This window comes from Methylolobus aquaticus, from assembly GCF_054172105.1.
Genome location: NZ_JBSYXP010000003.1, coordinates 303,295 through 329,058, shown reverse-complemented (window position 1 = coordinate 329,058; position 25,764 = coordinate 303,295). Strand labels below are relative to the sequence as shown.

Genomic DNA, 25,764 nt, shown 5'->3' with positions numbered 1-25,764 from the left:
GTGACCCCGCCTCATTGACGCGGCGCAGCCGGCGACGCCAAGTGCTCCATCAGTATGCGCCGCACTTCCTCTATTGCCTCGGGGGTCGATTGCACGCTATGCCCGGAGTCGACGACCAGTTCGGACACGGCCTCCGTTATGTGGGCGCTGCGGTACGCGACGACACCGTCATCGCCCTCTTCCTTGGGGCCACCGCCCTTCACCGCGATGATCGAATGCGCCTTGATGCGCCGGTCGACCGGGATCGCCGCGAGCATCTGAATCCCCGGATTATCCGGGTTCATGTTGTCGATGGCGTTGGGCGGCCGCCGCAGGAATTGCACCAGTTTCTCATCCCCGCTCAGCGTGGCCGCCTGCGAAGCCCGACTGAACAAATCCACCGGCAGCGTGACCAGCCAGGCCGCGACCGCCCCGACCCGGCCCGTGGCGAGCAAAGCGCCGTGGTGGGGCGTCGACATGAACACCACGCGTTCGACGAACGGCAGCGGCGTATAGAAAAACGAGCGCTGCAACAAGGCGTGTGTCTCCGGATCGACCTTGACCTGGTCCAGCGGCTTGTCGCTGATGCGGTCCCAGAACCGGGTACCGCTGTCGATGGACGTTAGCTTGGTCAGCAAGCCGCCCTGGCTATGTCCGATCACGATCATCCGGTGCAGCGCCGCATCCGTGCCCTTGGGATCGAGTTCCTTGAGCGTGTCCGCCAGCGCAACCCGCAGGCGGCCAGCCGAGTAGGGAATGGGGTTACCGGAATCGTAGAAGAACACCCAGATCTGGTAGTGCTCCCGGATTTCGGGGTCGCCTTCGAGTTCATTGACCAGCTCCGCCCAGCGCGCCGGGCTGGAAGCCGTGCCGTGCACCAGTACGATGGGGATCTTCCCGCGCCGGTAGGGATGGAGCGTGAACAGACCGTCCTGTGCCCGATCCTTCGGAATCGAGCCGCGGAAGGCCCCGTTGCGCAGGAAACCGGCGATTTCGAGGTCGTAGATCGGGTTGCCTTCCAGTTGGAAGGCGAGCGCCGCGGTGGGGTCGGATTCCAGACGCTGCTGTCGTCCGTCGACGGAGACCGTCGAGACCTGATCCGCGGCGTACAGCTCGAGGCGACCCGCAATCTGGCCGCGGGCCAGATCGTTCCGGGCATGTTCGAGGCGCAGCAAGGCGGTTACGGGCACCTTCACGCGGGCACCGAGCCGGTCCGCGCCGGGCAGGTTCGACGCTGCCTGGCCGGCGGCGAGGCTCGCGGCCAGCGGTGCGCCCAGACCCGGACTGTGATAGCGATTCCGCAGTCCGCGGACTTCCAGCGTCGTCGTCGGGACGAAGCGGTCGAGCCTATAGCCGCCCCAGGTCATCCCGGACGGATCCAGGCTCACGCGCAATTGGCCGAAAGGCAGCGGAAACACACCCGGCTTCAGGTGGACCTCGTCGCCATCGCGACCATCCGCGAAGCCGTGGGCGACGGCCTGGTTATAAAGGTCGTAGGTCTGCCGGTAGCGCGGATCGGCCGGGTCGAGCTGGGGTCCCGCGCCATCGCCCGGAAACAGCAGGGCCCAGGCATACACCGCCGACGCGAGGAACCAGCGACGGTCGTCGGCGCGCTGACCTTGCAGGAAGGACAGTTCCGCCAACGCGAACAGGCGATCCTCATCATCCGCGGGCTTCAGATTGCGGTGCAAGTCCGCCAGCACGGCCTCGGGTTGCTCGCCGAACCGGTCCAGCAGCCCCTGTCGCCGTAGCACCGTTTTGGACGCCTCGGAGGGTTGCTCGGCAGACAGAGCACTCTCGTTCTGGATACGGTAGGCGGTGGGAATGTCGACCGGCTCGACACCGACCGGGGTGGCGCAGCCCCCCAGGGTCAAGGCGACACACGCCAGGCTCAGTGCGACCAGTCGGTTTAGGAATGACGCGTCCATCGGGACCGGCTGCGATGCGATCAAGTGTTGCTCCTCATGTTGTCTGAATCGTGGATTCCGCGGTGACCTCGCGGGCTTGCCGTTGCTTATTCCGCCTTGCCCAGAAACACGTGGACCATCCCGGCCAGGAGTTCGTCGAGCGGAAACACCGTGGCGAGGAGCGGCAGGAATGGCAGGATGATGGCCACTACGAGCGGCAGCACCCCTTCCTTCGTGATGGGTAGGGTCTTCATCTCCCGCGCGCCCTTGACGAGGGTGGCGAGATCGGCAAGTGGCGAAAACTCCGGCTCGCGGCCGTGCTCGGACGCGGGCTCACGCGGGGCCGCTTCCAGCCATCGGTCGGTGAACGTTTGCCAGTGCTGCTGGGCCAGGGCTTCGTAGCGGATAAGCGCCTCGTCCTTGGCTCGGTACGCGGGCCGGAAAAAGGCGAACAGCGGTCCTAGAAACAGACCGAGGATCGCCAGCGCGGCCCCGGCGATGAAGCCCTTCAGTTCACCGAGCGGTGCGCCCTCGTTGAGCACGAAATCGGCGACCGAACCGGCAGCGGCACCGGCAAACGCCAGGGCCAGCAGCGCGAAGGCCTGGACCGAATCCCCCAGGAATGCCAGGCCGCCGCGCTCATCGGGGTGGCCGGGAAGGATGTTCAGATCGAGCCGCGACAGCCCGAACATCACGCGCCACCACAAGGACAAGCGATAGAACCAGCGATAAATCATGAACTGCAGCAGCGGCAGGCTGACCCAGGCGTACCAGCGACCCGCCCAGGTCAGCTCCGGTCCGACATGGATCCAGCTCGCATGATGGCCATGGGTCGCGACGGTCACGGAGATCTGAGAGGTCGCAAACGCGAGCGCCAGGACCACCACTTCGGCTGCCGTCGACTCACGGGCCTGCAGCGCGCGCATCATGATGTCGACGAAACGCCCGTAAGTGGCTTTCGGTACGAGGCCCGAGGTTACGGCATGGCTCAAGGCTTGCTCCAACTGGGGACGCACCGAGTTCTCCGCCACGATCAGCAGTGGCAGCGTGACCAGGAAACGCGCGTAGGTCGCGATGTGGGTCATGACCGAGGCCGTGGCCGCATCCGCAGGGGGAGCGAGACCCTGCCACCAGGACAGAAGGACCAGCGGCACCCAGGTGATCGCGATGCAGGCCAGGACGCGCCGCCCTATCGCCGGGCGCTCATGGTCGAGCAGCCGGAGCGCTGCTTGCAGGCGATGAAACGGGCCAGAAGCCCCAAGGGGAAAGACGATCGGTTCGGGTTCGTGTGTCACGGCAGCCAGGTCGGAAAGTCTGGGGAAAGGGCAGAGGGGCGTGTCGGTCGCTCAGTCATCGAGATAGAGCGCCAGCGACAGGATGTGATGCAACTGATTCGGCGCCCCGTCGCGGTTGCTGAACTGGTTCAGGTAGCCGACTTCGGTGTGCGTCGATGCGCTCAAGCGGTACGCCAGGCCGAAGAAAATGCGGTTCTGATTGAAACCCTCATTGGTGTAGCTCGTGCGGTTCACGTTGATGAACAATTCGTCCGAGAGGACCCAGCTCCAGCCCGCCCAGGCCGGGATCGGTTGCGAAAACTTGACCTGCTGGCGGAATCGCCAGCCGACCTTCGAATTATCATCGGGCCGGTAGCGCTGTTCGAGGCGGGTCCTGAGATTCCATTGGCCGCTTTCGCTATGCGTACTCCACAGATACTGCTGCCACGAGCGCTGTTCATTGCGGCTTTGGTTTGTGAAGGGCTGCATCGTAGGTACGTAGGCATAGCCGAGCCAGAGGCTGCTGTGGTCATTGAGCGCATAGCCTACACCGGCCCGCAGGATGCCTTGTGACAGCGTGGTCGAATCGTTCCCGTAGCGTCCCTGGCCCTCCAGCCAGAAGCGGATGGGGTTGGTCGCGGGGTCCACCAGGCCGAGCGTGCCCTTGGCCGTAATCGCCGTCCATATCTGAAAGTCCTGAAAGGGCAAGCACGCGGCCCAGCCTGACCATATCAGCAATGCCCACAGGCACGGCACGAGGCGCTGCACAGAACCTCGACGGATCACGGGGGATGATGGGTCGCGCTCGAATTCCGATGTTACCCGAAGCCAAAAGCCGGCGGCCGGATTATTCCACGCTGTACCCGCGTCCCTTCAGGCAGGCACCGTAGGCGCGCTGGAAATTGCCGACCTGTTCCGAGTGCGCCTGCGCCTGCTGGGCCTGAGCTTGTTGCTCGGCCTTTTGCTGTTGCCGCCGCTTCGCTCCGGCCATGAGCCCACCCGACGCGGCGCCGATGGCAGCCCCCTCCCCGGCATTGCCGGCAATCGCACCGATTGCCGCTCCAGCGGCCGCCCCGCGGGCGCCTCCGCGCAGCACACCGCCCCGCTGCGATTGCTGAGAAGGCGCGGGCTGCGCCGTCGCGTCCTTCATCGGGTCGAACCCGGTCTGCTGTGTTGCCCACCCCTGGCATTCCGCCTTGTCGCGCGCCATCTTTTCCGGGCTCTGACCCTTGGCCGGGTAGACGAACGGTTGCTGGGCCAGAGCGGACGCGGTGAATGAGAACATTGCGATCAGCAGGGCGACCGGGCAACGGCGAGACCGGATCTTTGGGCACATGGGAGGTCCTCCTTATCGAAATCAGGCAAGGTAAAATCGGAACCCGCGCTCACTGCGAGGTGGCCGGGAGAACCTGCTGAACCTCGGCGCCTTGCGCAAAGGCATTGCAGTTCGCAGGATCGCGGCACAGCGCCATATACACCGCCTGCCGTCCACACCCGCGCACTCCGATCGTGTATCCCGCCGACGGAGCGCTGGTCCCGCCGGTCACCAGTGGGCCGTGAACCCGGCGAACGGGCCATTCAGTGTCGTGTTGGTTTCCATGCGCGGATTGGGCTCGGTCGAGATGCGCAGCGCGCGATAACCGAGTTCGACCGAACTGGGTACATCGCCGACCTGGAAGCGGTAACCGACGAGGCCCTGCAGGGTCCCGGTGAAGCTGACATCGTCGGCACCGAAGCCACCCAGATTCCCGTCGGCCATCACGAACCAGTCCGGACTGAGATCGATACCGAAGCGGCCGCCGATCAATGGCGCCGTCACCGTCGCGTTGCTGGTCCGCTGGCCGAGACGCTTCGGGTCCAGCGTATTCGTCAGCCACAGCGTGCGACCGGCGAGATAGACGTCGAGGCGGTTGGAATGAGCCATGCCCTGCCAGTTCGAGTGATCGGCCGGCGATGGCCCGAACAGCCGGTACATGACACCGTAGTCCATCAGACCCAGTTGGGTGGACAGACCGACGCTGGCCAATCCCCGTGGCCCCGACTTGTCCTTGAAATCGAGATCCATGTAGTTGCCGTCGAGATAGAAGCCGAACCGCTCGTAGTGCGCTTCGAACCGCCCCATGAAGGCCAGGGGTACGGAGCTGAGCTTTCCCGCGATGTCGATGAAATTGACGTCCACCGATTTGCTCAGCGGCCCGGCGCTGTAGTTGCCGGTGACGCCGGGCAACCACGCGTAGGCAGTCAGGTTGAACGACCAGGGGCTGGTTTCGCCGGCGTTGGCCTTGGCTGCAGGCTCATCCGCGGCGCAGTGGCCGGTCGCGGCGACGAGCGTTAGCGCGCAAACCATGGATGCGCAGCAAAGCCGCGGTGTTGCTCGATTCCCTTGCCGCGCCATTTCGCTACTCTCCTTACGAACCCTCATCGGACCTCCACGGTGACCTGGTCGATCTTGCCGGTGAAGCGCGTCGCGCTGCCTTCGCCGATACCATCGACCACGGGCGTCGCGTCATCCACGCCGACATCGGCGGTTTCATCGGCCGAGAAGATACGCGGCTGCGTATGTTCGATGCGACCTTCCGCCAGCTTGCGACCATTCGCCGACAGCACGCCGGTACCGCCCTTGCCGACACCCCCGCCGTCGTACTGAAAATCGAGCAGCAACGTGGCTTTGCCGGCGGGCAGCGCATCCGGCGCCATCACCGTGAACTGCTCGAGGCCCAGATAGTTGTAGGTGTAGGCCGGCTTGCCGTCCTTCAGGTACAGGCTCCAGCCGCCAAAACGACCGCCCTGCGCCAGGATGACACCCTGGGCGCCGCCGTCCGGAATCTGCACGTCGGCGGTGATGCTCAGCGAACGGTTCTTCACGTCGATGAACACGTTTTCCATCATGCCGGTCATCCCTTCGCCCAGTGTCAGCCGGGTCCGCCCTGCCATGACGTCCGGCCGGCCCACCGCGCTGGCCGTGAGGCGCTCCAGAAAGCGATCGTCCAGCGGCAGCACGTTGAACTTGACCGCTTCCGCGAGAAAGCGCTGCTGCATCTCGGCGAGCTTCTTCGGATTGTCCTTCGCCAGATCGCGCGCCAGACTGAAGTCATGCCGGGCGTCGTACAGTTCCCAGACATCCTGGTCGAGCGGGTGCCGGTTCGTCGCTTCCCAAGGGGCCCGGTGCACCGTGCCGGCGAACCACCCGTCGTGGTAGATGGCGCGATTGCCGAAGATTTCGAAATATTGCGTCAGATGCCGATCCCGGGCCGTCGGATTGTCGAAGGTGTAGGCCAGGCTGACCCCCTCGATCGGCGCCTGCTTGACCCCATTGACGACTTTCGGTTCCGGCAGGTGCGCCGCTTCCAGCACCGTCGGCGCGATGTCGATCACGTGATGGAACTGGCTGCGCAGGCCGTTCTTTGCGTGGATGCCCTTGGGCCAATGGACCACCATGCCGTTGCGCGTACCACCGAAATCGGAGGCGACCTGTTTGGTCCACCGGAAGGGCGTGTCGAAGGCAACCGCCCAGCCGGCAGCCATGTGCGGGTAGGTTTCGGGTCCGCCCCACTGGTCCAGATGCTTGAGTTGATCCTGAACCGTCTCCTGTACGCCGTTGAAATAGGTTCCCTCGCTGAAAAGGCCGGACATGCCGCCTTCGGCGCTGGCGCCGTTATCGCCGGAAATGTAGACGAACAGGGTATTGTCCAGTTCGCCCAGGGCTGCCAGGGCATCGACCAGCCGGCCGACTTCGTGGTCGGTATGTTCGGCAAAGCCCGCGTAGACTTCGGCCTGCCGCGCGAACAGGCGCTTTTCATCGGCTCCGAGCGCATCCCAGTCTTTGATGGCCTCGGGCTTGGAAGCGAGCGGGGTGCCGGGCGGTACGATGCCAAGTTCGATCTGGCGTTGCAGCGTCTCCTCGCGCAGGCGGTCCCAACCCTTATCGAACCGGCCCCGGAACTTGTCGGCCCATACCCTGGGGACGTGGTGCGGCGCATGCGTGGCGCCCGGTGCGTAATAGACGAAGAACGGCTTGTCGGGCGTCAGCGCCTGCTGGTAGCGCACCCAGGCGATCGCCTGATCGGTCATGTCTTCCGTGAAGTGATAACCCCGCTTGCGAGGCGGCTCGACCTTCGTGACCCCGTCATAGATCGACGGCGCCCACTGGTTGGTCTCGCCACCCATGAAGCCGTAGAACTTGTCGAAACCCTGCAGGGTCGGCCAGCGCGCGAACGGCCCCGACACGCTGATTTCCCAGGGTGCCGTTTCGTGCCATTTGCCGAAGGCCGCCGTGCTGTAGCCGTTGTGCCGGAGGATCTCCGCCAATGGGGCGACGCTGCCCGGCAGCACACCGGTATCCCCAGGAAAGGCCGTCGCCGTTTCCATGATCGAGCCGGTGTTGCCGGTGTGGTGGTTACGGCCCGTCTTCAGCGCCTGCCGGGTCGGCGAACATAGCGCGGTCGTATGGAAGTTGTTGTAGCGCAGGCCGCCCTGGGCCAGCCGGTCCAGCGTCGGCATCGGCACCGGCCCACCGAAGGTTCCGGGCACCGCGAAACCCATGTCGTCCAGCAGCACGATGACGACATTCGGCGCGCCCTCGGGGGCCTTGACCTCGAACCGCGGAGGCGGCTTGGCATTGCGCGCGTCCAGCGTCTTGATCGGGGCGTATTTCGGCTCGGGAATCGGCAGCACGGTCCGGTCGACGCGATGCGCGGCATGCTGCGGAATCGGACCCGGCGCAGCGATCAACACGCCGTGAAATCCGAGCAGCATCAACGCGCTCGCGCGTAGCCAGACGGTCATATCCATGCGGTAAAGTCCTTGGAGGTGGTGGTTCGACGGTAGTGCCGGCCTGGGGTGCGTGTTGTTCCGGAAATCCCGACTGCCGACCTGCGCGATGTGAACGGGTTTCCTACCGGTCTGCCGCTCGGAAGGCATGGGCAGACAACCTGGGGCAGCGCCTGTATCCGCTGTGCTCCGATATCCCAGACAGAGGCTACGAAAATGCCGGACCCGGAGTCTAACAAAATTACGCATGGCCTCTCGTGAATGCAGCATCCTGTTTGGAGAACCGTGGTTTCGAATACATGCTGGTTGGCTCCCGTATTGCTTACCTAAACTGGCTCTTGGTCAGGCCACCTACTGCCGGGTGCCCTTCAAGCCTGTCCCGCGGTACCGTAAGTGGCGCTTTTCCTCGGGGCTTTGGGATCCCAATAACGTTCTATGCTGCACGGGTAATGGTTCCACTATCGCGTTCGGAGTTTCTCAACCCACGGTCGGCGCGGGTGTTTTCCCCCATTCGATTGGGTGCCGTGGGGCAAATCCCCCGCTTTACCGCAAGGTCGATCACGCGACTGGCTAGGCTGATTCCGGTGTTCCGGGCCTTCTGGTCGCGCCGACTGCCGGGTCCCCGAACCTCATCAGGGGGCCGAATTTGAGCGCGCAAACCTTACCGCCATTCGGCCTCGATCCCGGGCGGACCTGGACCTTCGTCTCGGCGACACCGTCCGATACCGAACACCTGATCCGGCCGCTGCAGGCGCGCTATACCCAGTCCGGGCGTGGCCGCTTCGGGCAGCGTATTCATGGCGTATTGCTCGATCACGTGTTAGTCGTGTCCGATTGGTTGAATACACCGGTTCACTTTAGCGGTAGCGTGCTCCCGGATTCGCTCGCTTTCCAGTGCTTTCGTAGCCGGGCACCGGTGCGCAAAGGGCATTCGCAGCTCTCGCATCAGTGCCTACAAGAGCATTTGGTCATGTGGTCGGCCAGTGAGGAACTCGGGTTGGCATCGCAGGCGGAAGTGGAGGTCCTGTCTCTGTTCGTCGAGGAAACTTACTGGAATCAGGTCGCCGAAACTCTCGGGATTCCGGTTCCCAAGCATGAGAGCCGACTCGTAGCCTTCCAATTCTCGGATACCGATCTGCTGCGCCTCCGTCGCCGCTGGCATTGGGTGTTGGAGGCCGCGGCAATCTATCCGGCGTGTTTTCAGCGTCCTGCCATACGCCGCGTGGCGGAGATGGGTCTGGTCTGTGCGATCTTCGAGTTGTTGGGGCGGAGACATCAGCAACGCATCGAGGAATCGGCGGGCATTTCGCGGCGACGCCAGGCGGTCGCTCGGGTCGAGGCGCATATCCGCGACCACTACTCGGAGCCGCTGACCTTGCCGGACCTGTGTGAGCTGTCCGGACTGAAGGCACGCGCCCTGCAGTACGCCTTTCAGGAAAAGCACGCGCTGACGCCGATGGCCTTCCTGAAGATCGTCCGCCTCAATCGGGCGCGGGAGCGCCTGCGCGAAGGCGACCCACGCACCACGAGCGTGACCTCGGTGGCCCTGAGCGTCGGCTTCTGGCATCTGTCCCAGTTCGCGAGCGATTACCAGGCGCTGTTTCACGAATTGCCGAGCGAGACCCTGCGCATGGGCAAACGGACTGTGTCCCGCGACCGTGCAAGAGAGCTTAGCAGCGCCGCCGCGGCCACTCGCAATGGTCCTGACGTCGCTTGGTCTGGGGACGCTGAGGCGCAGACACACACGGTTCCGCGGCGTCAGCGGGTAGAGCGCTAAACCCCATGCGCCAGCCCAAGTCTTCCGGGCATTCCCGTTAAACGCTCGGTGCGCCCAGGCGAGCGCAGGCACGTCCTGCTCTGCGCAGTTGGAACGGCAAATGACCCGAGCGGTACCATGACGCGCCAAGGCCCACCTCTGTCCTGAATCCACAGCGGTTGGGCTCACACGCCATATCAGCCGCCCTCCAATCCCAAAGCGTTCCTTCGATGTACTTCAACCTGCGAGGCTTTTCAAAAGCACTGTGGCTAGCCCTGATACGACAGCCGTTCAGTCCGTCACCGGCGCGCCATGGCTGCCGCTCGATGTTTCGGCACAATACAGCACGTTCGCGAACGGGGTACCTTCACTCATGGGGATGGTCCGCACCGCGAGGCCGAGTTCCCCCAAGCGGTTCACCCATTCGGTGCGGCTGCGATAATGGTAACGTTGCCGCCATTCGCAACGGCGCCAGGCGCTGATCCGCTCCGCGGCGACCGTCGTCGCAAACCGCCATCCGGCCGCGGCATCGGCTTCGCGAATCACCAAGAGACCCCCGGGATTCAAACGCGCTGCCGCGCGCTCCAGCAGTTGATCCTGCTGCGCGGCGTTCAGGTACAGCAGCACGTCGATCAGCAGGATCAGTCGCGCGCAGGGAAAATCTGTCGCAAGCACATCCCCCGTCACGATCTCGGCTTCACCATCCATCGCCGCGCGCGCGGCTGCGGCATGCGCCTCCCGGCGCTCGATACCGACCCGGTGCGGCCCCGTTGCTTGGGCTTCGCCCGAAAGTGCCAGGGCCGAGGCGCTGGCAAGCACCGCCAGCGCAATCCCCCGACCGCAGCCGAGATCCACCACAGCCCCGTCGGCTGGCGGCAAACCGGCTTCGAACAGGTAGCGGTACACGGGATCGTGGCGGAGTTTGCCGCGCACGAAACCCTGAGCGAACCGCCCGACCGGACGATACCGCGCCACAACGGCGTCCGCGGCTACCCGGAAGGATTCGGCAGGTGGCGCGTGGCGAGATAGGCCCATCGATAATCCGTCAGTGAAGGTGCAGGCGAATCGGACCGCATACCGGCCATGGAATACCGGGCCCAGCCGCCACCGCGACCCATCCTGGACACCGAGCCGGATACGGCTTCCAGGCCGCGTGAGCGCCCGCCGTCTTCCCCAAACTTGTAAGCCACAGGCCGAATGAGGAAAATACCGGGCCTTTCCTCATCGTCTTCCGAGCGGTTGTCGCCCCTACGGCGTCATCCGGCCGCGCATAGTAAATCGACTGCATGCTGTTCAATTCGCGGGAATTCATCCTGCTGTTTCTGCCCATCGTACTGTCCCTGTTCCTCTGGTTGTGGAAACGCGGCTGGAGCCGCGGGGCGGTCAACACGCTGACGCTCGCCTCGCTGTTCTTCTACGGGTGGTGGAACCCGGCCTACCTGGGCCTGATCATCGGCTCGATCACCGCCAATTTTCTGATTGGCCGCGCCTTGGCGCGCCCCGGCGACAGTCACGGCGCTCGGAAAACCATTTTGGTGCTGGGGTTGGCCTTCAATCTCACGCTGCTTGGCTATTTCAAATACGCCAATTTCTTCGTGGACACGGTCAATGCGGTGGCGGGCACGGACTTCCGACTGGCCAAGATTACATTGCCCTTGGCGATCTCGTTCTTTACGTTTCAGCAGGTCTCGTTCCTGGTGGACACCTGGAAAAAGGGAGGGCTGCACTACTCCTTCGAGCGCTACGCGGCTTATGTGACGTTCTTTCCCCATGAAATCGCCGGACCGATCGTACGGCACTACGAATTGATTCCGCAATTCGCACTCGACCCATGGCGCGACGGGCTGTGGCAACGCCTGGGACGAGGCACCAGCCTGTTCACCATCGGGCTGGTCAAGAAAGTATTCCTGGCCGATCCCCTGGCCGGCATCGTCGATCCCATCTTTGCCGGCGCGGCGAAAGCGGGCGCCTTGGGAACCGGCGATGCCTGGATAGGCGCGATCGGCTTCTCCTGGCAGATCTATTTCGATTTCTCCGCTTACACGGATATGGCTCTCGGCGTCGCGCTGATGTTCGGCTACACGCTGCCGATCAATTTCGACCGCCCCTACCGGGCGACATCGATCCGCGAGTTGTGGCAGCACTGGCACATGACCCTGTCGCGCTTCCTTCGCGACTATTTGTTTGTGCCTCTCGCAACCAGTCACTGGCTGCCGCAACCCCGTTTCCTCGGCATGATCATCACTATGTTTCTGGCGGGACTGTGGCACGGCGCCGCGTGGACCTTCGCGGTTTGGGGAGCCGTTCAGGGCCTTGCCCTTGCGCTGTATACCCTCATCGACCGACGGTTCCGCCGCAAACTGCCCGCGGCCTTCGGTTGGGCCCTGACCATGCTGTTCTGGTTCGAGACCTGCCCGTTATTCCGGGCCGACAGTTTCGGCACGACGTTGCAGTTCTGGCGTGCAATGCATCAGGGAAGCCCGGGCAGCCAGACCCTGAGTCTGGAGAATGTGGCGCTGTTGGCGACCGCCGGGGCGATCGCCATCTTCGGACCCTCCAGCCAGGATGTTGCGTCGCAGCGCCTGCAACCGCGCGGTTATACCGCGGCAGCATTCGGCATGGCGGTGTTCATTGCGTTGTTCAGTACGTGGGGCGAAGTTGAACAGGAATTCATCTATTTCCAGTTCTGAGATCGCTTGGCGGCGCTTTTGCGGGCTGGCCCTCGTCGGAGCGCTCGCCCCGATCGCCGTCCTGTACGCTTTGATGTTGATCATCGACCCTTACGACTCGGTTCCGTTCTCGCCGGCCTGGGACCGTTATCCCGTCCGGAGCGATCATCGGCACTGGAACGCCAAACTGGTCCGCCAACCAGGCTTCGACAGCCTGGTCATCGGCACGTCCACGGCGATGCTGATGAAGCCGCAGGTTCTGGAAGCAGCTTTTGGCGGCCAGTTCGTCAATCTCGCCATGCCCTCGGCGACACCGTTCGAGTCGCTGCGTCTGCTGGAGCGCTTCCGCTCGTCCCGGCTCGCGGTACACACGGTGCTAGTCGGGATCGACAGCCAGTGGTGCCAACCCGACATCTCGCGACCATTCACCAATGAAAAGCTGCGGAAAGCCTCGCCCGAATGGCTTTACGACTCCGTCCTGTGGAACGATCTGCCTCCGTTCAACAAGACGAGTCTGAAGGCGACATACGATCAGGCCCGTGCGCTGCTCGGGCTGTTCGTCCCCTATCAGCGCTGGCGGGATGGCTACGAAGACATCACCAAGAGCCTGCACAAGCACACCGATCCCGAATCGGTGCGAAAGCGCATCTACGAGGGCCCGCACGAAGGACGGCTGTGGCGCAAGCAGAATTACCACGATACCCCGGCTTATCCGGGGTTGGCACAGTTGGCCGACGCCCTGGAGACCTTGCCGGCGACAACACTGAAAATCCTGTTCTTCGCGCCGTACCATGTGTTCCATCAGGCCGAGCCGGGTTCGGAACAGGAAGCCTTGTGGGACGGATGCAAGCGGCAGGCAGCGGCGCTCGCCCATCGCCTACCGAACAGCGTGGTGGTGGACTTTTTGCGCCGGTCACGGATCACCCGCGACGACAGCAACTTCATCGACGGTTACCATTACACGACCGCGATCGCCGATGAACTGATGCACTACCTCGACCTCGCCGTACACGGCGATCCGCCCGAGCGCGAGGAGTACGCCGTCATCGCTCGCTCGCCCGCCGCGCTTGCTCCCTCTGCATCCCGTTGAGTTCATTGGCCCCCGCAGGCGATTTCCAGCGTCCGCCGGAGCAGCGCACCCCTCTGCCCACGCTACAATGCGGCAGCCTGTCCCGCGGAAAAACGGATCGGAACCCGTGAGTGCCCTGAAAAAACTTGCCTCCCAGACTGCCATCTACGGCCTGAGCAGCATCGTCGGGCGGTTCCTGAACTATCTGCTCGTCCCACTCTACACCTACCGCTATTCAACCGGGGAATACGGCGTCGTATCGGAGCTTTATGCCTATGCGGGATTCTTTGCGGTGATCCTGATCTTCGGCCTGGAAACCGGCTATTTCCGCTTTCGCCAGCGGGCCGGGAATGATTCGCGCAAGGTCTACGGCACCGCGCTGAACTCCGTGCTGATCGCCAATCTCGCCTTCGTCGGGCTGTCCTACGCCTACGGCGACGACCTGGCGACCCTGCTGCTGTATGAGAAACACCCTGAATATCTGCGCTGGTTTGCCTGGTTTCTCGCTTTCGATGCGCTGTCGGCGATCCCGTTCGCCCAATTGCGGGCGGAGAATCGGGCACTGCGCTTCGCCGGGGTCAAGATCGCCGAAATCCTGGTCACGATTGCGCTCAACGTGTTCTTCATCGTCTATCTGCACGATCTGCATGCGGCCGATCCCGACGCTCCCCTCGCGCAGCTCTATGACCCGGAAATGGGGGTCGGCTACATCTTCATCGCCAATCTGCTGGGTAGCGGCTTCAAGCTGTTGCTGCTGCTGCCGCAGTTCAGGGGCATCTTTGCCGGCATCGATTGGACGCTGCTGAAGCGCATGCTGGGCTACTCGCTGCCGATGGTCGTGATCGGCCTGGCCGGCATCGTCGACGAAATGCTCGGGCGTGCGATACTGAAATTCACGCTGCCCTATGACCCGGAGACGAACCTGCAGCAGCTCGGGATTTACGGCGCCTGCTACAAGCTGTCGGTGCTGATGTCGCTGTTCATCCAGGCCTTCCGTTACGCCGGCGAGCCGTTCTTCTTCGCGCATGCCGACAGGAAGGATGCCAAGGCGATGTATGCCACGGTGCTGCGCTACTTCGTGATCTTCTGTGTGTTCGTGTTCCTGCTCGTAATGTTGTACCTGGACCTGTTCCAGTATTTCATCGGTGCGGAGTTCCGCGCGGGTCTGACCGTCGTACCCATTCTGCTGCAGGCAAGCCTGTTCCTCGGTATCTACGTGAACCTGTCGATCTGGTACAAACTGACCGACCGCACCTTGCTCGGCGCGGGAGTCGCCCTGTTCGGCGCCGTGCTGACGATCGTGCTGAACCTGCTGTGGATCCCGAAGCTCGGCTATGTGGGTTCGGCCCTGGCCACGCTGAGCTGCTACGTCAGCATGACCACGATTTCCTACCTGCTGGGCCGCCGGTATTACCCGGTCGACTACGACGTCGGCGCCATCATCGGCTACATCCTGTACGGCATAGGCCTCTATTTCGCGAACTGTGAACTGATCCTTGCCACCGGCTGGCACCCACTGCTGACCGGGAGTGGCGTCATGGGTCTTTTTCTGGTCACTGCGGCAGCCCTGGAGACCCTTCGGGTGCGTCGCCTCCGCCGCACGTCCGTCCGACCCGCCTGATCCCCAAGAGCCCAGGCCGCGGCGATCCTGCGCGGATCGCGGCATGGGAAATCGTGCCTATTGCCCTGCAACGCTCGCGGCAACAGACTGGATCCGGCGGGAATCCGCGCCCTCGAACAGGCCGGATGTGTTCGCCACCCGTCATCGGCACGGAGCAGCCAACGGTGGATACACGCGACCACAGCTCGTGGATTGGACGGTGCGCTCTCGCCGCACTGTGTCTGAGTCTCCTGTGCGCCTGCGCGACGACGCCCTCCCTCGTCCGACAGCATCAGGATTTTGCGGCCCACTGCGCGGGCATCCGGCGAGTGGCGGTCGTTCCGCCCAATGTCCGGCTGTATCTGGTTCACCTGGGTGGACTCAAGGAGGGCCTGAGCGGGCAAATGCCTCGCGTCGCTGAGGCGCTGATTCAGGTGATCGGCGAGGAGCTGACCCGCCAGGGATTCGAAGCCGCCACGATACAACAAGCCCAAGGGGCAAGACTGGACTCCGCTGCGCTGTTCCGCGAAGCCGAAATCTCCCGCCTCTATGCGCAGATCAGCAGTGAGATGGCCGGGAGACCCGGCACGCCATCGCGCCATCGCAACATCGAATGCACGCTGGGTCAGGACGCGAAAGACCTGGCCGCATTCGCCCGGAGCGATGGCCTGATCTTCGTGAACTTCGCGGGATGGAAACGATCCGGTGGATCCGTTGCCACGGAAATGGCCTTCAAGGTCTTGCTGACCTTGGCCGGAGGCTACTTGCCCCAGGATCCGATAGGTGCCAGCGAACTGGAGATCGCTTTGGTAGAGGGCGGAACCGGAGACATTCTATGGACCAACCGCGTAGCGAATACCCGCTTTGGCTTCGACCGGCCGGATTTCGACATGCAGGAACTGCGGGGCATGACGAAGGAATTGTTCGAGGGCTTTCCGCAGCGATCGAAATGATGGTCGGACAGGACCGCCACCGAGACCGAGGCGACCGATGAGCACTCAGCCTGTCGAGACGCGCCAACGAGCGGCGCTTACGCGGTCATTTCCGCCGACGCCCTGGGTCACCGCGACGACAAGGCGCGGCTGTCGATTCGCCATCCGGAGCACCCTGCTGCTCGGCCTTTGCTGGACCCTCCCCGCCTGCTCGAATCTCGGATACCCGCGCCCGGGTCCCGAATGCAGCGACATGCCCTTGCCATCACTGCCGGACTCTGCACCACGCCTGCACTTTGAGGCCTTTTCCATGCTGCCCCCGCAAGGACCGAACTGGTGCATGCTGCTGGACCAAGGGAAGGGGGGCATGTTCCTCAAGAACCCATTCGGCGGCCGGTACCTCGACAAGCCTCCGACCGAGCGAGAAACGCGAAACACGCTCATCGCAATGGTCAGAATGGGCACTCCGGCCGGACCGATCGACAGCGTCGGCGACCTGGAACGCATGGCGAACGAGACGCTCACGGAGCAGACGAATGGAATCGCGCAAGGCACCGTGCTGCGACGTAAGGTCGCGCGCGAGGAGCGGATTACGGACGCCCTCTGTATCCGACTCGACGAGATGAGGGAGGGTCAACTCAGCCGCACGCAGCGGGGACAGACTTTCGTCATGACCGTCACGGAACTGACCTGCAAGCACCCGACGCGCCCCTTGCTGATCGGCATCGGGTACAGCGAGCGTTACCTCAAGGCACTTCCCCCGGAGCAACCCTTGGTGCAGCGCTATCGGCATGAACTCGAGCCGTTTCTGGGGAGCCTCCAATTCGCTCGTTAGGGCGACGAGGCCGGTTCGGCTGCTGGCTTGTTACCAGAATCAGAGTGTGCCGGCGATGGACGAAGTCGCTACGGCTATGGTCCGGATGACCCCGGTTCGCACGCACTGCCAACACTAGCAGGTCAGGAGTCCGGCGCCACGCGGATCACGATCTTGCCTCGTGCATGTCCTGCCTGACTCTTCTTCAGTGCGGTCAGAAGGTCGTCGAAGGGGAACACGTGGTCGATGACGGTCCGGAGCCGGCCCGCGGCCATCCATCCGGCCAGCCCCTCGAGCTCTCCGGCTTCAGGTTTCAGGAAGATCGACCGGGCCTGCTGCCGCGCGCAGCACGGCAAGGTCAGCCGCTGCAACAGGACATCCCCGCGCGGGAGCAGCGTCACATAAGCACCCTCCGGTTTCAGCCAGCGCCGCCACCGTTCGAAGCTGCCGAGACTCACCGCATCGAACACCCGGTCGAATTCGGGCTCCGGACGGTCGACGTCGCCGCGAAAGTAATCCAGCACGCGATCGGCTCCGAGAGTGCCCACCCAATCGATGTTGGGGGTACTGCAGATCGCGGTCACCGCGGCGCCCAGCGCTTTCGCGATCTGCACTGCGTAGTGCCCGACGCCACCGGAAGCGCCGACGATCATGACCCGCTCGCCGGGCATCAGCCGTCGCGGCGTGTTCAAGGCCTGCAGCGCGGTCATGCCGGCCAGCGGCACACCGGCCGCCTCCTCGTCGGATACGTTCGCGGGCGTCGCCGCCAGCAATGGACCCGGTCGGGCCAGCAACGCGGCACGAGCAGAGCCGGCTTGTCCCAGCCGGCACAGGCCGAACACGCGATCATCGATTCCGAACGCCTCGACACCCGGGCCGATCGAAGTCACCCGTCCGGCATAATCGAAACAAGGGATTGCCGAGAACCGCAGCGGACCGAGCCAGCGCAACGCGCCCGTGCGGAGCTTCCAGTCGACCGGATTGACCGACAGGGCAGCCACCTCGACCAGCACCTCGCCCGAACACGGTTGCGGGCATGGCAAGTCGACCCGTCTGAGGCTGTCGAGCCCGCCGAAGGCGCTGAACGTCATCGCTTTCATGGTATGTTGCCTCCCCGGCAGCCGGCTTGTCCGCCCGCTTGCCGAGGCCGGCATACGGCCGCGCCGCCGGTGGCAGCCAGCCGCCGCGGCACCGTGTCCCGAGCGGTTCACGCATTTTCACGCCACCCCTGATTGGAGTCCACCGCAGATGAAGTTTGCCATCGTGTCCGGCAGCCACCGCCCCCAGTCCCAATCCGGCAAAGTCGCCCGTTTCGTCGCCGGCCAGATCGCAGCGCTGGATCCCGGGTTCTCGAGCTATCTGCTCGAGCTTGGCAAGGAACCGCTGCCTCTATGGGAGGAAGGTATCTGGAATAAGGACCCGAAAATGATCGAGCCATGGCGGCCGGTTTCCGAAGCCATCGCGGGCTGCGATGCCGCCGTGATCATCGCGCCCGAATGGAGCGGTATGGCGCCCGCCGCGCTGAAGAATTTCTTCCTTTTCGCCAGCGACGGCTGCCTCTATCACAAGCCGGGCCTGCTGGTCGGTGTGTCCGCTTCCCGGAACGGCGCGTATCCGATTGCCGAATTGCGGACCAGCAGCTACAAGAACTCCCACATCCAGTACATCTCCGAGCATGTGATCGTCCGCAACGTCAACGAAGTGCTGAACGAGGAGACACCGGTCTCGGAGGCGGATGGCGCGTTGCGACGGCGTTTCGACTACGGCCTCCGCGTTCTGGCGGAATACGGCAAAGCACTGCAGGCGGTGCGGGGCAGCGGGGTTCTGAACCGCAAAGAGTTTCCGTTCGGCATGTAGCGCCCGGCGGCCCCGCATCCGGCAACTGGAGGCTTTATCCCTCTCAGCTCTCGTCGGGACGCGAGGCCGGCGCCGGTCCGGCACGCTTGACGCAGCCCCGGAAACTTACGACAATTCAACAAGTGTTCACACGTTGAAGAGTTATGACGCTGAGCGAGGCGCAATGTGCGGCGCTGGCCGAGATGTACTCTCTGCTGGGTGACCCGTCCCGATTGTCGATCGTGCTCGCCTGCGCCGAGCAAAGCCGCCGGCCCGTCTCGGACATCGTGCAGGCGACGGGCCTGTCGCCCTCGCTGGTCAGCCATCATCTGCGCCTGCTGCGAACGGCGGGGCTGGTGCGTGTCGAGCGGGCGGGGCGGAATGCCTTTTACTCGATCGCTGATGAACACGTTCGTCACATGCTCGCGGACATGGTCGATCACGTCCGACACGTGATCGCCTGACGGCGGGCGGGTGCCCTCAACTTTCCAGGCGAGAAGGTCAACACTCATGAACCCCTGTCACTGCCATCCAGATCACGAGCACCAGCACGGCGCTCACTGCGGTCACACGGCGATCCAGCACGCCGGTCACGTGGACTATCTGCATGACGGCCATCTGCATCATCCGCACATGGTCGACGGCAAGGTCGCGCATTATGACGAGCACCGGCTGGACGTCAGTTCCGCCAACCCCGAAGGCTGCGTCGACACGACCGCAGCCTGCTGCGGCACGGGACACCGGCACGGTCCCGGTTGCGGTCACGAGGCCGTCCCCCACGGCGACCACATCGACTATCTGGTCGACGGCATCTTGCATCACCCCTGCGGCGATCACTGCGACCGGCACGGCCCGGTGCACATCGTCTCCGGCTGATCCCCCCGCCCATCTGCCGGGCGGACGGTGTTCCGCCGGACCCGCCCGGCCAGACATCTGCGATATCGATCCTCCCAGGGAACTCGTTCCTCCTCGAACGTGCGCCGCACCGCGGATGGCCGGCCGAATGCCCGCTCGCGAACGGCGGCGATCATGCCGTATGATGAGTTCTAAGCCCAAAGCGATACTACGCCAGGGCCATCGGCAAAACTGAGCCTGTCGCGCCACTGTGGTCATCCGGCCGCAAGCGACCGGCTCGGCACCCACGGGAGGCGGTCTCCGCACTGTGGCCGTCACTCCAGTTGGCATGGGCGCGTCAAGGAGGCGTTCCCCGGTGGCAGGCATCGACGATCTCACACTAGAGAACATCATGAGCCGGCGGATAGTTACCGCCGCACCGGACTGTCAACTCGGGGCCGCAGCCGGACAGATGGTGGACAGGCGCGTCTCGTCGCTGGTCATCATGGAGGGAGGCAATGTCGCTGGCATCCTGACCGAACGCGACCTGGTCCGCCTGGTGCATCAGCGGACACCGCCCGAAACAGCCCTGGCCAGCGTGATGACCCACCCGGTCATCGCCGCCCCGCACGACCTCGACTTCCGGTCCGGCTACGCGCTGCTGCGGCAGCATCGCGTGCGCCATCTGCTGGTGACCGCTGCCGACGGGGAACCGGTTGGCATCGCGACCGCGACCGACTTCAGGACACACCTCGGCCTGGAGGTATTTCGGAAGATCGATGATCTGCAGTCGGTCCAGGACCCGGTCGCCGCCGAGCTGTCACCGACAGCGACGCTGGCCGACGCCGTGCAGATGATGATGAGCACCGGCTCCGACTACGTGCTGGTCGTCGAACAGCATGTCCTCCTCGGGATCCTGACCGAGCGCGATCTCTCCGGTCTGCTGGCCGGCGACAGCAATCCACGAAAGCTCCGAGTCGACCAGGTCATGACGACGCCCGTCCACTGCCTGTCGCCCTCCGCCTCCGTCGCCGACGCGGCGGCTGCCATGGCGCGCTTGCGAGTGCGGCACATGCCGGTGACGGATGCGCGCCACGTCGTGCAGGGCGTGGTCAGCCAGGCCCGCCTGCTGGAGAAAATCGGGGTCGAATGGCTGGATCACGATCACCGTGAGCGCCTCGACCTCCGTGCGGACAATGCCCGCCTGCAGGACCGCCTCAGCCTGACGCTCGAAGCCGCCGCAGTGGGCATCTGGGAGTATGACCATGCCGCGGATCGCGTCAGCTGGAGCCGCGGTTGCTGTGATCTGCTCGGTTACCGGGAAGACCAGGCCCCGCCAAGGTTCAAGGACTGGCTGAAATTGATGCATCCCGACGATCATCCTGATCTGTTGGCCCGCATCGAAGCCGCCCAAGGACCCGGTAACCCTCTGTACAAGGCGGAATATCGCCTCCGCAAAGCCTGCGGAGCCTGGTGCTGGATTCATGCACGCGGGCGGGTCATGCACCGCTCGAGCGACGGCAGCCCGTTGTTGACCGCGGGCACGATGGCGGATGTCTCCGCCCGTAAACATACCGAAATCACCCTCCGGGCCCAGCACCAGCTTGCTCAGGCACTGGCCTTGGAAGCGGACCGACCCGCGTTGTGGGCAGCGCTGCTCGAGAGCGCGCTGATGTTGCCGGACATCGACTGCGGCGTTCTGTACCGCATCGACGGCGGGAATGGCACGCTGCTGGCCGAGAGCAGGCTCTCTGGGACGATCCGCGACCGGGACGTCGAGGCTTCTGCAATGTCCATGATGGTTGAAGCCGTGGCGCGGAACCAACCGCTCACGCGCAGCCTCGCCCCGGAGCCCCAGGGCGCGGACGCCTACCGGTTCGTGCCCGGGGTCATGGAAGCGGAAGCGCTCCGCAGCCTAACGGCACTGCCGATCCGGATCGACGGGGAAGCCGCCACCTGCCTTTGCGTGGGAAGCCGGCATTGCCGGGAGCTGCCGGCGGAAACGGTCAGCGCACTGCAAACGCTGGTACCGCCGATCAGGCTGGCGCTGCTGCGCATCCGGGCAAAAGAGGATGCGCAGCACCAGCGCAAGAATATCGAAGGCCTATTTCGGGCGATGTCGGACTTCCTGTTCGTGACCGATTGCGATGGCCGGATCGTGCACTACAACGAGCCGGTCGCAACACGACTCGCGCCGGATGCCGGATGGCTGGGTGTGCCCATCTGGCAGATCCACCCGCCGGACGTGCAGGACGAGGCGCGACGCGTGCTGAGAGACATTGCCGCCGGGCACCGCACGACTTGCTCGTTACCCTTGGTGGCACGCGACGGGACCAGGATCCTGGTCGATACCCGTGTCGTCCATGGCGAGTGGAACGGGCAACCGGCGCTGCTCGGGCTGGCCCGCGACGTCACCGAACTGATGGGACAGCGCGATGCGGTCAGCCGCAGCGACACCCTGCTGCGCACCACGCTCGATTCCACGGCCGATGGTCTGCTCGTCTGCGGCGTGGATGGCGAGGTGCTGCTAATGAACAGCCGCTTCCGCGATCTGTGGCAGATGCCGGATGCACTCTGCGCGGCCCGCTCTAACGGACCGCTGCTGCAGTATGCCAGTGAGCAACTGGCCGATCCCGAGGCGTTTCTGGCGGGAGTACAGCAGTTGTACGGTGGTGACGACGAGCAGACCGATTACCTGGCCTTCAAGGATGGACGCGTTTATGAGCGCTTCACCCGACCACTCCGACTCGGCGGCCAAGCGGCCCGTTTATGGTCGTTTCGCGACATGACCGAGCGCGCGCATGCGCGTCGTGCCGTCGAATACGAGCGAGCGCGGCTGAAGAGTCTGATTCGCACCATTCCCGACCTGGTCTGGCTGAAAGACCCGGATGGGGTCTACCTGGCCTGCAATCCATCGTTCGCGAAACGCTACGGCGCCCCCGAAGCAGACATCGTGGGGAAAACCGACTACGACTTCGTCGACCGCGCAACCGCGGATGCCTTCCGGAAAAACGATTCCGAGGCCATGGCGCGTGGCATGGCGCAGGTCGAAGAGGAAACCCTGACCTTTGCCGACGGCGGCTACCGCGGGATTTTCGAAACCATCAAGACGCCGATGTACGACGGTGAAGGACAGCTGATCGGTGTCGTGGGCGTTGCGCGCGACGTCACGCAGCGACGGGAAATCGAGTCCCGTCTGCGCGACAGTGAACAGGCGCTGCGGGAAGCTCAGGCCATCGCGCTCGTGGGGAGCTGGACGCTCGACCTGCGGCGCGACGAGATGCGCGGTTCCGATGAAACCTACCGAATTCTCGAGGTTCCATCCGACACCGAACTGCGCCAGGAGAGTTTTCTATCGCGGATCCACCCCGATGACCTCTCGTCGGTCCGCCAGGCCTGGGACAGCGTCTGGTCGGGCCGCTCCTTCGACATCGAACACCGAATTGTCGTCCGTGACGGCATCCGCTGGGTACGCGAACGCGCCGAGGTCCGGCTGGACGAGCACGGCGCAGCCATTTTCGCCCTCGGGACCGTTCAGGACGTCACCGAGCGGCGCACCGCCGAGGAACAGCTGCGCAAGCTCTGGCTGGCTGTCGAACAGAGCCCCAACAGCATCGTCATCACCGATACCGAGGCGCGTATCGAATACGTCAATCAGGCCTTCGTCGACTCTACCGGATACTCGCGCGAGGATGCGCTCGGCCAGAATCCCCGTTTACTGGATTCGGGGCAGACGCCCAAGAGCACCCATCGGGAACTCTGGGCCGCATTGACCCGGGGCGAGACCTGGGAAGGCGAGTTCATCAACCGCCGCCGCGACGGGACGCTGTACACGGAATCGGCGCGGATCTCTCCGGTCCGCCAGCCGAGTGGACAAATCACGCACTATCTCGCCGTCAAGGAGGATATTACCGAGCGTAAGCAGGCCAGCGCGGAACTGGAACGCTATCGCCACCACCTCGAAGAACTGGTCGCCGAGCGCACGGCCGAGCTTGCCGCGTCCAAGGACGCCGCAGAAGCCGCCAGTCGCGCGAAGAGCGCCTTTCTGGCCAACATGAGTCATGAGATCCGGACACCGCTGAATGCGATCGTCGGGCTCACCTACCTGCTGCAAAGACGTATCGTCGCGCCGGAAGCGCAACGACAACTCGGGAAGGTCACCGAAGCGGCCAACCATTTACTGACCTTGATCAATGACATCCTGGACATCTCCAAGATCGAGGCCGGGAAGCTTACCCTGAACCAAACCGAGTTCGAACTGACCTCATTGCTGGAACGGATTACCGCGCTGTTCTGGGAAAAAGCGGGGGAACGGATGCTGGAAGTGGTCTACGACATCGATCCGCAGTTGACGGGACGCTTCGTCGGCGATCCCGTTCGTCTCGGCCAGGTCTTGCTGAATCTGGTCGGCAACGCAGTGAAGTTCACCGAATCGGGATACGTCCTGGTTCGCATGCAGCGTCAGGCGGAGCGTGGAAACACCCTGTGGCTGCGCTGCGAGGTCCGGGACACCGGAATCGGCATCCAGCCCGACGACCAGAGGCGGTTATTCGCAGCCTTCGAGCAAGCGGACAGTTCGACCACCCGGCGATATGGCGGCACTGGACTGGGACTGGCGATCAGTCGGCGACTGGTCCGACTGATGGGCGGTGAGATCGGAGTCACGAGCGCACCGGCCCAGGGTAGTAACTTTTGGTTCACGACCCGCCTGATCAGGCTGGGCGAAGGTTCCGGAGACGCGCGCGCGGTATTGCGTAAGCGCCTAACCGGACAGCGTGCGCTGGTCGTCGACGACCTGCCGGACGTCCGTACCGTGCTGGCCGGCCTACTGCGCGATCTCGGGATCACCGTCGACACGACGGCATCGAGTTCGCAAGCGCTGGCTTCCATGGCGACGGCTCACCGGGCCAAGACTCCCTATGACCTGTTGATCGTCGACCGGCAGCTGTTGGAACCCATCGCCTCCAACGCAGCGTGGTCCGTGGTTGACGAATGCGGCAAAGCTGTCACCCGACTGATTTCACTGGGTCGTGGCGATCTGCCGGAACGCCCCGCTTCGGCGGTGGCAACGGATCAGCCTTGGGTAACCCTGGCCAAGCCGGTCACCCCGGCGGCCTTGTACGACGCGCTTCGCCGGGCACAGGAACAGGCGGATGGCAGCGCCAAGGGTAGCGAGGACGCTCGGGCCGACACCGCTGTTCCGGCACCCGACTACACCTCGCTGGCGCTGCTGGTTGTCGAGGACAATGCGATCAATCGAGAGGTGGTCACGGCCCTGCTCGATGAACTGGGCATAAGCCCGGACATCGCCCATCACGGGGCCGAAGCGGTAGAGATGGCGTCCGGGCGCATATACGACCTGATTCTGATGGATGTGCAAATGCCGGTGATGGACGGTCTTGCCGCAACGCGGGCCATTCGCCGGCTGCCCGATTGCGCCTCCGTTCCGATCATTGCCATGACGGCGAATGCCTTCGACGAAGACCGCGCTCAATGCCTTGCCGCCGGCATGGATGGCATGCTGGTGAAACCCGTGGAACCCGCTGCCTTGTTCACCACCATCACGGGGTATCTGACTTTGCACGCGGCAGGATCTGCGACGCCTCAAAGGCCCCCTTCGGCTGGTGACGGCGGTGCCGCCGCGCCCTGCGGCCGAACCGTGCCGATCGACCCGGAACTTGGCCTGCGTTACACGGGCGGCGATGTGCCCCGTTACCACCGTGCGCTGCGACGTTTCGCCGCAACGCATGGCCAGGACCTCATGCGCCTGCGGAGCCTGCTGGAAGGCGGGGATTTGCAGCAGGCCGAGCATCTGGTTCATTCGCTGAAGGGGGTGGCGGCACTGTTGGGGGCGACCGAGCTGCAAGGGAGCGCTGCCGATCTGGAGGCCGCCTTGCGGGCCAATACGACAGGTGCTGCGCTGAACGCCCCACTGGCGGCGCTGGAAACCGCGCATCACACCCTGTTGGGGATCTTGCCCGAACTGCTCTCCGACCCAGGCGACCAGCCAAAGGCATCCATTGCGGAACGCAACCTCCGCCGTAACCAGTTGCTTCGGCTCGAAGCCCTGCTGGCCGAGGACGATGCCTCGGTCACCCAGCTCTACACCACCTGCGCACCAGGCCTGCGGAGCGCCTTCGGCGTGCGGGCCGACCAGTTGGCGCAGCTGCTGGACAATTTCGACTATCCTCTGGCCCTCACCCTGGTCCGTGAACTGCTGGCAGAGTTCCCGAGCAGCGACGAATACGACGCCTGAAACCTGCCCAGCCGTACCGGACCGCACGGAAGCCCGGGGCGATCATGCCCCCCTTGAGTTCCGAATCC

Annotated in this window: 18 protein-coding genes; 10 read left to right on the top strand and 8 right to left on the bottom strand. The window is 64.1% G+C overall.

Features of this window, described 5'->3' with window-relative positions; genetic code table 11:
• Window positions 1–11: 11 nt before the first annotated feature.
• The 6 genes from ACW73L_RS05855 to ACW73L_RS05830 all read right to left on the bottom strand — a co-directional run bounded on the left by ACW73L_RS05855 (window position 12) and on the right by ACW73L_RS05830 (window position 7,951).
• The gene (locus ACW73L_RS05855; RefSeq protein ID WP_498920646.1) at window positions 12–1,931 is read right to left on the bottom strand and encodes an esterase/lipase family protein; all 1,920 of its coding nucleotides are present in this window, start codon (window positions 1,929–1,931) and stop codon (window positions 12–14) included.
• Window positions 1,932–1,993: 62 nt separating this feature from the next.
• Window positions 1,994–3,181, bottom strand: a complete 1,188-nt coding sequence (locus ACW73L_RS05850; protein WP_498920644.1) for a hypothetical protein — start codon at window positions 3,179–3,181, stop codon at window positions 1,994–1,996.
• Between the two features lie 51 nt (window positions 3,182–3,232).
• A complete protein-coding gene (locus ACW73L_RS05845; protein ID WP_498920643.1) occupies window positions 3,233–3,928 on the bottom strand; it encodes a DUF2490 domain-containing protein in 696 nt (231 codons plus the stop codon).
• 79 nt (window positions 3,929–4,007) lie between these two features.
• Window positions 4,008–4,496: a glycine zipper family protein gene (locus ACW73L_RS05840; protein WP_498920642.1), complete on the bottom strand. Its 489-nt coding sequence runs from the start codon at window positions 4,494–4,496 to the stop codon at window positions 4,008–4,010.
• Between the two features lie 207 nt (window positions 4,497–4,703).
• A complete protein-coding gene (locus ACW73L_RS05835) occupies window positions 4,704–5,582 on the bottom strand; it encodes a hypothetical protein (RefSeq protein ID WP_498920641.1) in 879 nt (292 codons plus the stop codon).
• Window positions 5,579–7,951, bottom strand: coding sequence for an arylsulfatase (locus ACW73L_RS05830; RefSeq protein WP_498920640.1), 2,373 nt, complete (start codon window positions 7,949–7,951; stop codon window positions 5,579–5,581). Before ACW73L_RS05830 ends, ACW73L_RS05835 begins: the two co-directional genes overlap by 4 nt.
• 625 nt (window positions 7,952–8,576) lie before the next feature.
• On the opposite strand from ACW73L_RS05830, the gene ACW73L_RS05825 reads away from it, so the two are divergent.
• Window positions 8,577–9,707 (top strand): helix-turn-helix domain-containing protein, encoded by a 1,131-nt coding sequence (locus ACW73L_RS05825; protein WP_498920637.1) that lies wholly within the window; start codon window positions 8,577–8,579, stop codon window positions 9,705–9,707.
• 270 nt (window positions 9,708–9,977) lie between these two features.
• Here ACW73L_RS05825 and ACW73L_RS05820 read toward each other — a convergent pair whose 3' ends face one another.
• Entirely contained in the window at window positions 9,978–10,721 is a 744-nt protein-coding gene (locus tag ACW73L_RS05820) for a methyltransferase domain-containing protein (RefSeq protein WP_498920635.1), read from the bottom strand.
• 251 nt (window positions 10,722–10,972) lie between these two features.
• Here ACW73L_RS05820 and ACW73L_RS05815 point away from each other — a divergent pair, with 251 nt between their 5' ends.
• The 5 genes from ACW73L_RS05815 (at window position 10,973) to ACW73L_RS05795 (ending at window position 16,791) form a co-directional block, all read left to right on the top strand.
• Window positions 10,973–12,376: an MBOAT family O-acyltransferase gene (locus tag ACW73L_RS05815; protein ID WP_498920634.1), complete on the top strand. Its 1,404-nt coding sequence runs from the start codon at window positions 10,973–10,975 to the stop codon at window positions 12,374–12,376.
• Window positions 12,345–13,445, top strand: a complete 1,101-nt coding sequence (locus ACW73L_RS05810; protein WP_498920632.1) for a hypothetical protein — start codon at window positions 12,345–12,347, stop codon at window positions 13,443–13,445. Before ACW73L_RS05815 ends, ACW73L_RS05810 begins: the two co-directional genes overlap by 32 nt.
• A 106-nt stretch (window positions 13,446–13,551) precedes the next feature.
• A complete protein-coding gene (locus ACW73L_RS05805) occupies window positions 13,552–15,045 on the top strand; it encodes a polysaccharide biosynthesis protein (protein WP_498920630.1) in 1,494 nt (497 codons plus the stop codon).
• 125 nt (window positions 15,046–15,170) lie between these two features.
• Entirely contained in the window at window positions 15,171–15,977 is an 807-nt protein-coding gene (locus ACW73L_RS05800) for a hypothetical protein (RefSeq protein ID WP_498920628.1), read from the top strand.
• Between the two features lie 37 nt (window positions 15,978–16,014).
• The gene (locus tag ACW73L_RS05795) at window positions 16,015–16,791 is read left to right on the top strand and encodes a hypothetical protein (RefSeq protein ID WP_498920627.1); all 777 of its coding nucleotides are present in this window, start codon (window positions 16,015–16,017) and stop codon (window positions 16,789–16,791) included.
• Between the two features lie 122 nt (window positions 16,792–16,913).
• Here the strand turns inward: ACW73L_RS05795 and ACW73L_RS05790 are convergent, their stop codons facing one another.
• A complete protein-coding gene (locus ACW73L_RS05790) occupies window positions 16,914–17,870 on the bottom strand; it encodes an NAD(P)-dependent alcohol dehydrogenase (protein WP_498920625.1) in 957 nt (318 codons plus the stop codon).
• Between the two features lie 148 nt (window positions 17,871–18,018).
• Between ACW73L_RS05790 and ACW73L_RS05785 the strand changes: the two genes are divergently transcribed.
• The 4 genes from ACW73L_RS05785 to ACW73L_RS05770 all read left to right on the top strand — a co-directional run bounded on the left by ACW73L_RS05785 (window position 18,019) and on the right by ACW73L_RS05770 (window position 25,696).
• Window positions 18,019–18,627 (top strand): NAD(P)H-dependent oxidoreductase, encoded by a 609-nt coding sequence (locus ACW73L_RS05785; RefSeq protein WP_498920623.1) that lies wholly within the window; start codon window positions 18,019–18,021, stop codon window positions 18,625–18,627.
• Window positions 18,628–18,770: 143 nt separating this feature from the next.
• A complete protein-coding gene (locus ACW73L_RS05780) occupies window positions 18,771–19,070 on the top strand; it encodes an ArsR/SmtB family transcription factor (protein ID WP_139558861.1) in 300 nt (99 codons plus the stop codon).
• Between the two features lie 46 nt (window positions 19,071–19,116).
• Window positions 19,117–19,482, top strand: coding sequence for a hypothetical protein (locus ACW73L_RS05775; RefSeq protein ID WP_129883868.1), 366 nt, complete (start codon window positions 19,117–19,119; stop codon window positions 19,480–19,482).
• Between the two features lie 370 nt (window positions 19,483–19,852).
• On the top strand, window positions 19,853–25,696 hold the full coding sequence (locus tag ACW73L_RS05770) for a PAS domain S-box protein (RefSeq protein ID WP_498920621.1): 5,844 nt from the start codon (window positions 19,853–19,855) through the stop codon (window positions 25,694–25,696).
• The last annotated feature ends 68 nt before the right edge of the window (window positions 25,697–25,764 follow it).

Excerpts from the sequence above, each read along its gene's own strand:
- ACW73L_RS05840 (WP_498920642.1), bottom strand. The coding sequence starts at position 4,496 with ATGTGCCCAAAGATCCGGTCTCGCCGTTGCCCGGTCGCCCTGCTGATC.
- ACW73L_RS05835 (WP_498920641.1), bottom strand. The coding sequence starts at position 5,582 with ATGAGGGTTCGTAAGGAGAGTAGCGAAATGGCGCGGCAAGGGAATCGA.
- ACW73L_RS05830 (WP_498920640.1), bottom strand. The coding sequence starts at position 7,951 with ATGGATATGACCGTCTGGCTACGCGCGAGCGCGTTGATGCTGCTCGGA.
- ACW73L_RS05820 (WP_498920635.1), bottom strand. The coding sequence starts at position 10,721 with ATGGGCCTATCTCGCCACGCGCCACCTGCCGAATCCTTCCGGGTAGCC.
- ACW73L_RS05815 (WP_498920634.1), top strand. The coding sequence starts at position 10,973 with ATGCTGTTCAATTCGCGGGAATTCATCCTGCTGTTTCTGCCCATCGTA.
- ACW73L_RS05800 (WP_498920628.1), top strand. The coding sequence starts at position 15,171 with ATGTGTTCGCCACCCGTCATCGGCACGGAGCAGCCAACGGTGGATACA.
- ACW73L_RS05795 (WP_498920627.1), top strand. The coding sequence starts at position 16,015 with ATGAGCACTCAGCCTGTCGAGACGCGCCAACGAGCGGCGCTTACGCGG.
- ACW73L_RS05790 (WP_498920625.1), bottom strand. The coding sequence starts at position 17,870 with ATGAAAGCGATGACGTTCAGCGCCTTCGGCGGGCTCGACAGCCTCAGA.
- ACW73L_RS05785 (WP_498920623.1), top strand. The coding sequence starts at position 18,019 with ATGAAGTTTGCCATCGTGTCCGGCAGCCACCGCCCCCAGTCCCAATCC.
- ACW73L_RS05780 (WP_139558861.1), top strand. The coding sequence starts at position 18,771 with ATGACGCTGAGCGAGGCGCAATGTGCGGCGCTGGCCGAGATGTACTCT.
- ACW73L_RS05775 (WP_129883868.1), top strand. The coding sequence starts at position 19,117 with ATGAACCCCTGTCACTGCCATCCAGATCACGAGCACCAGCACGGCGCT.
- ACW73L_RS05770 (WP_498920621.1), top strand. The coding sequence starts at position 19,853 with ATGAGCCGGCGGATAGTTACCGCCGCACCGGACTGTCAACTCGGGGCC.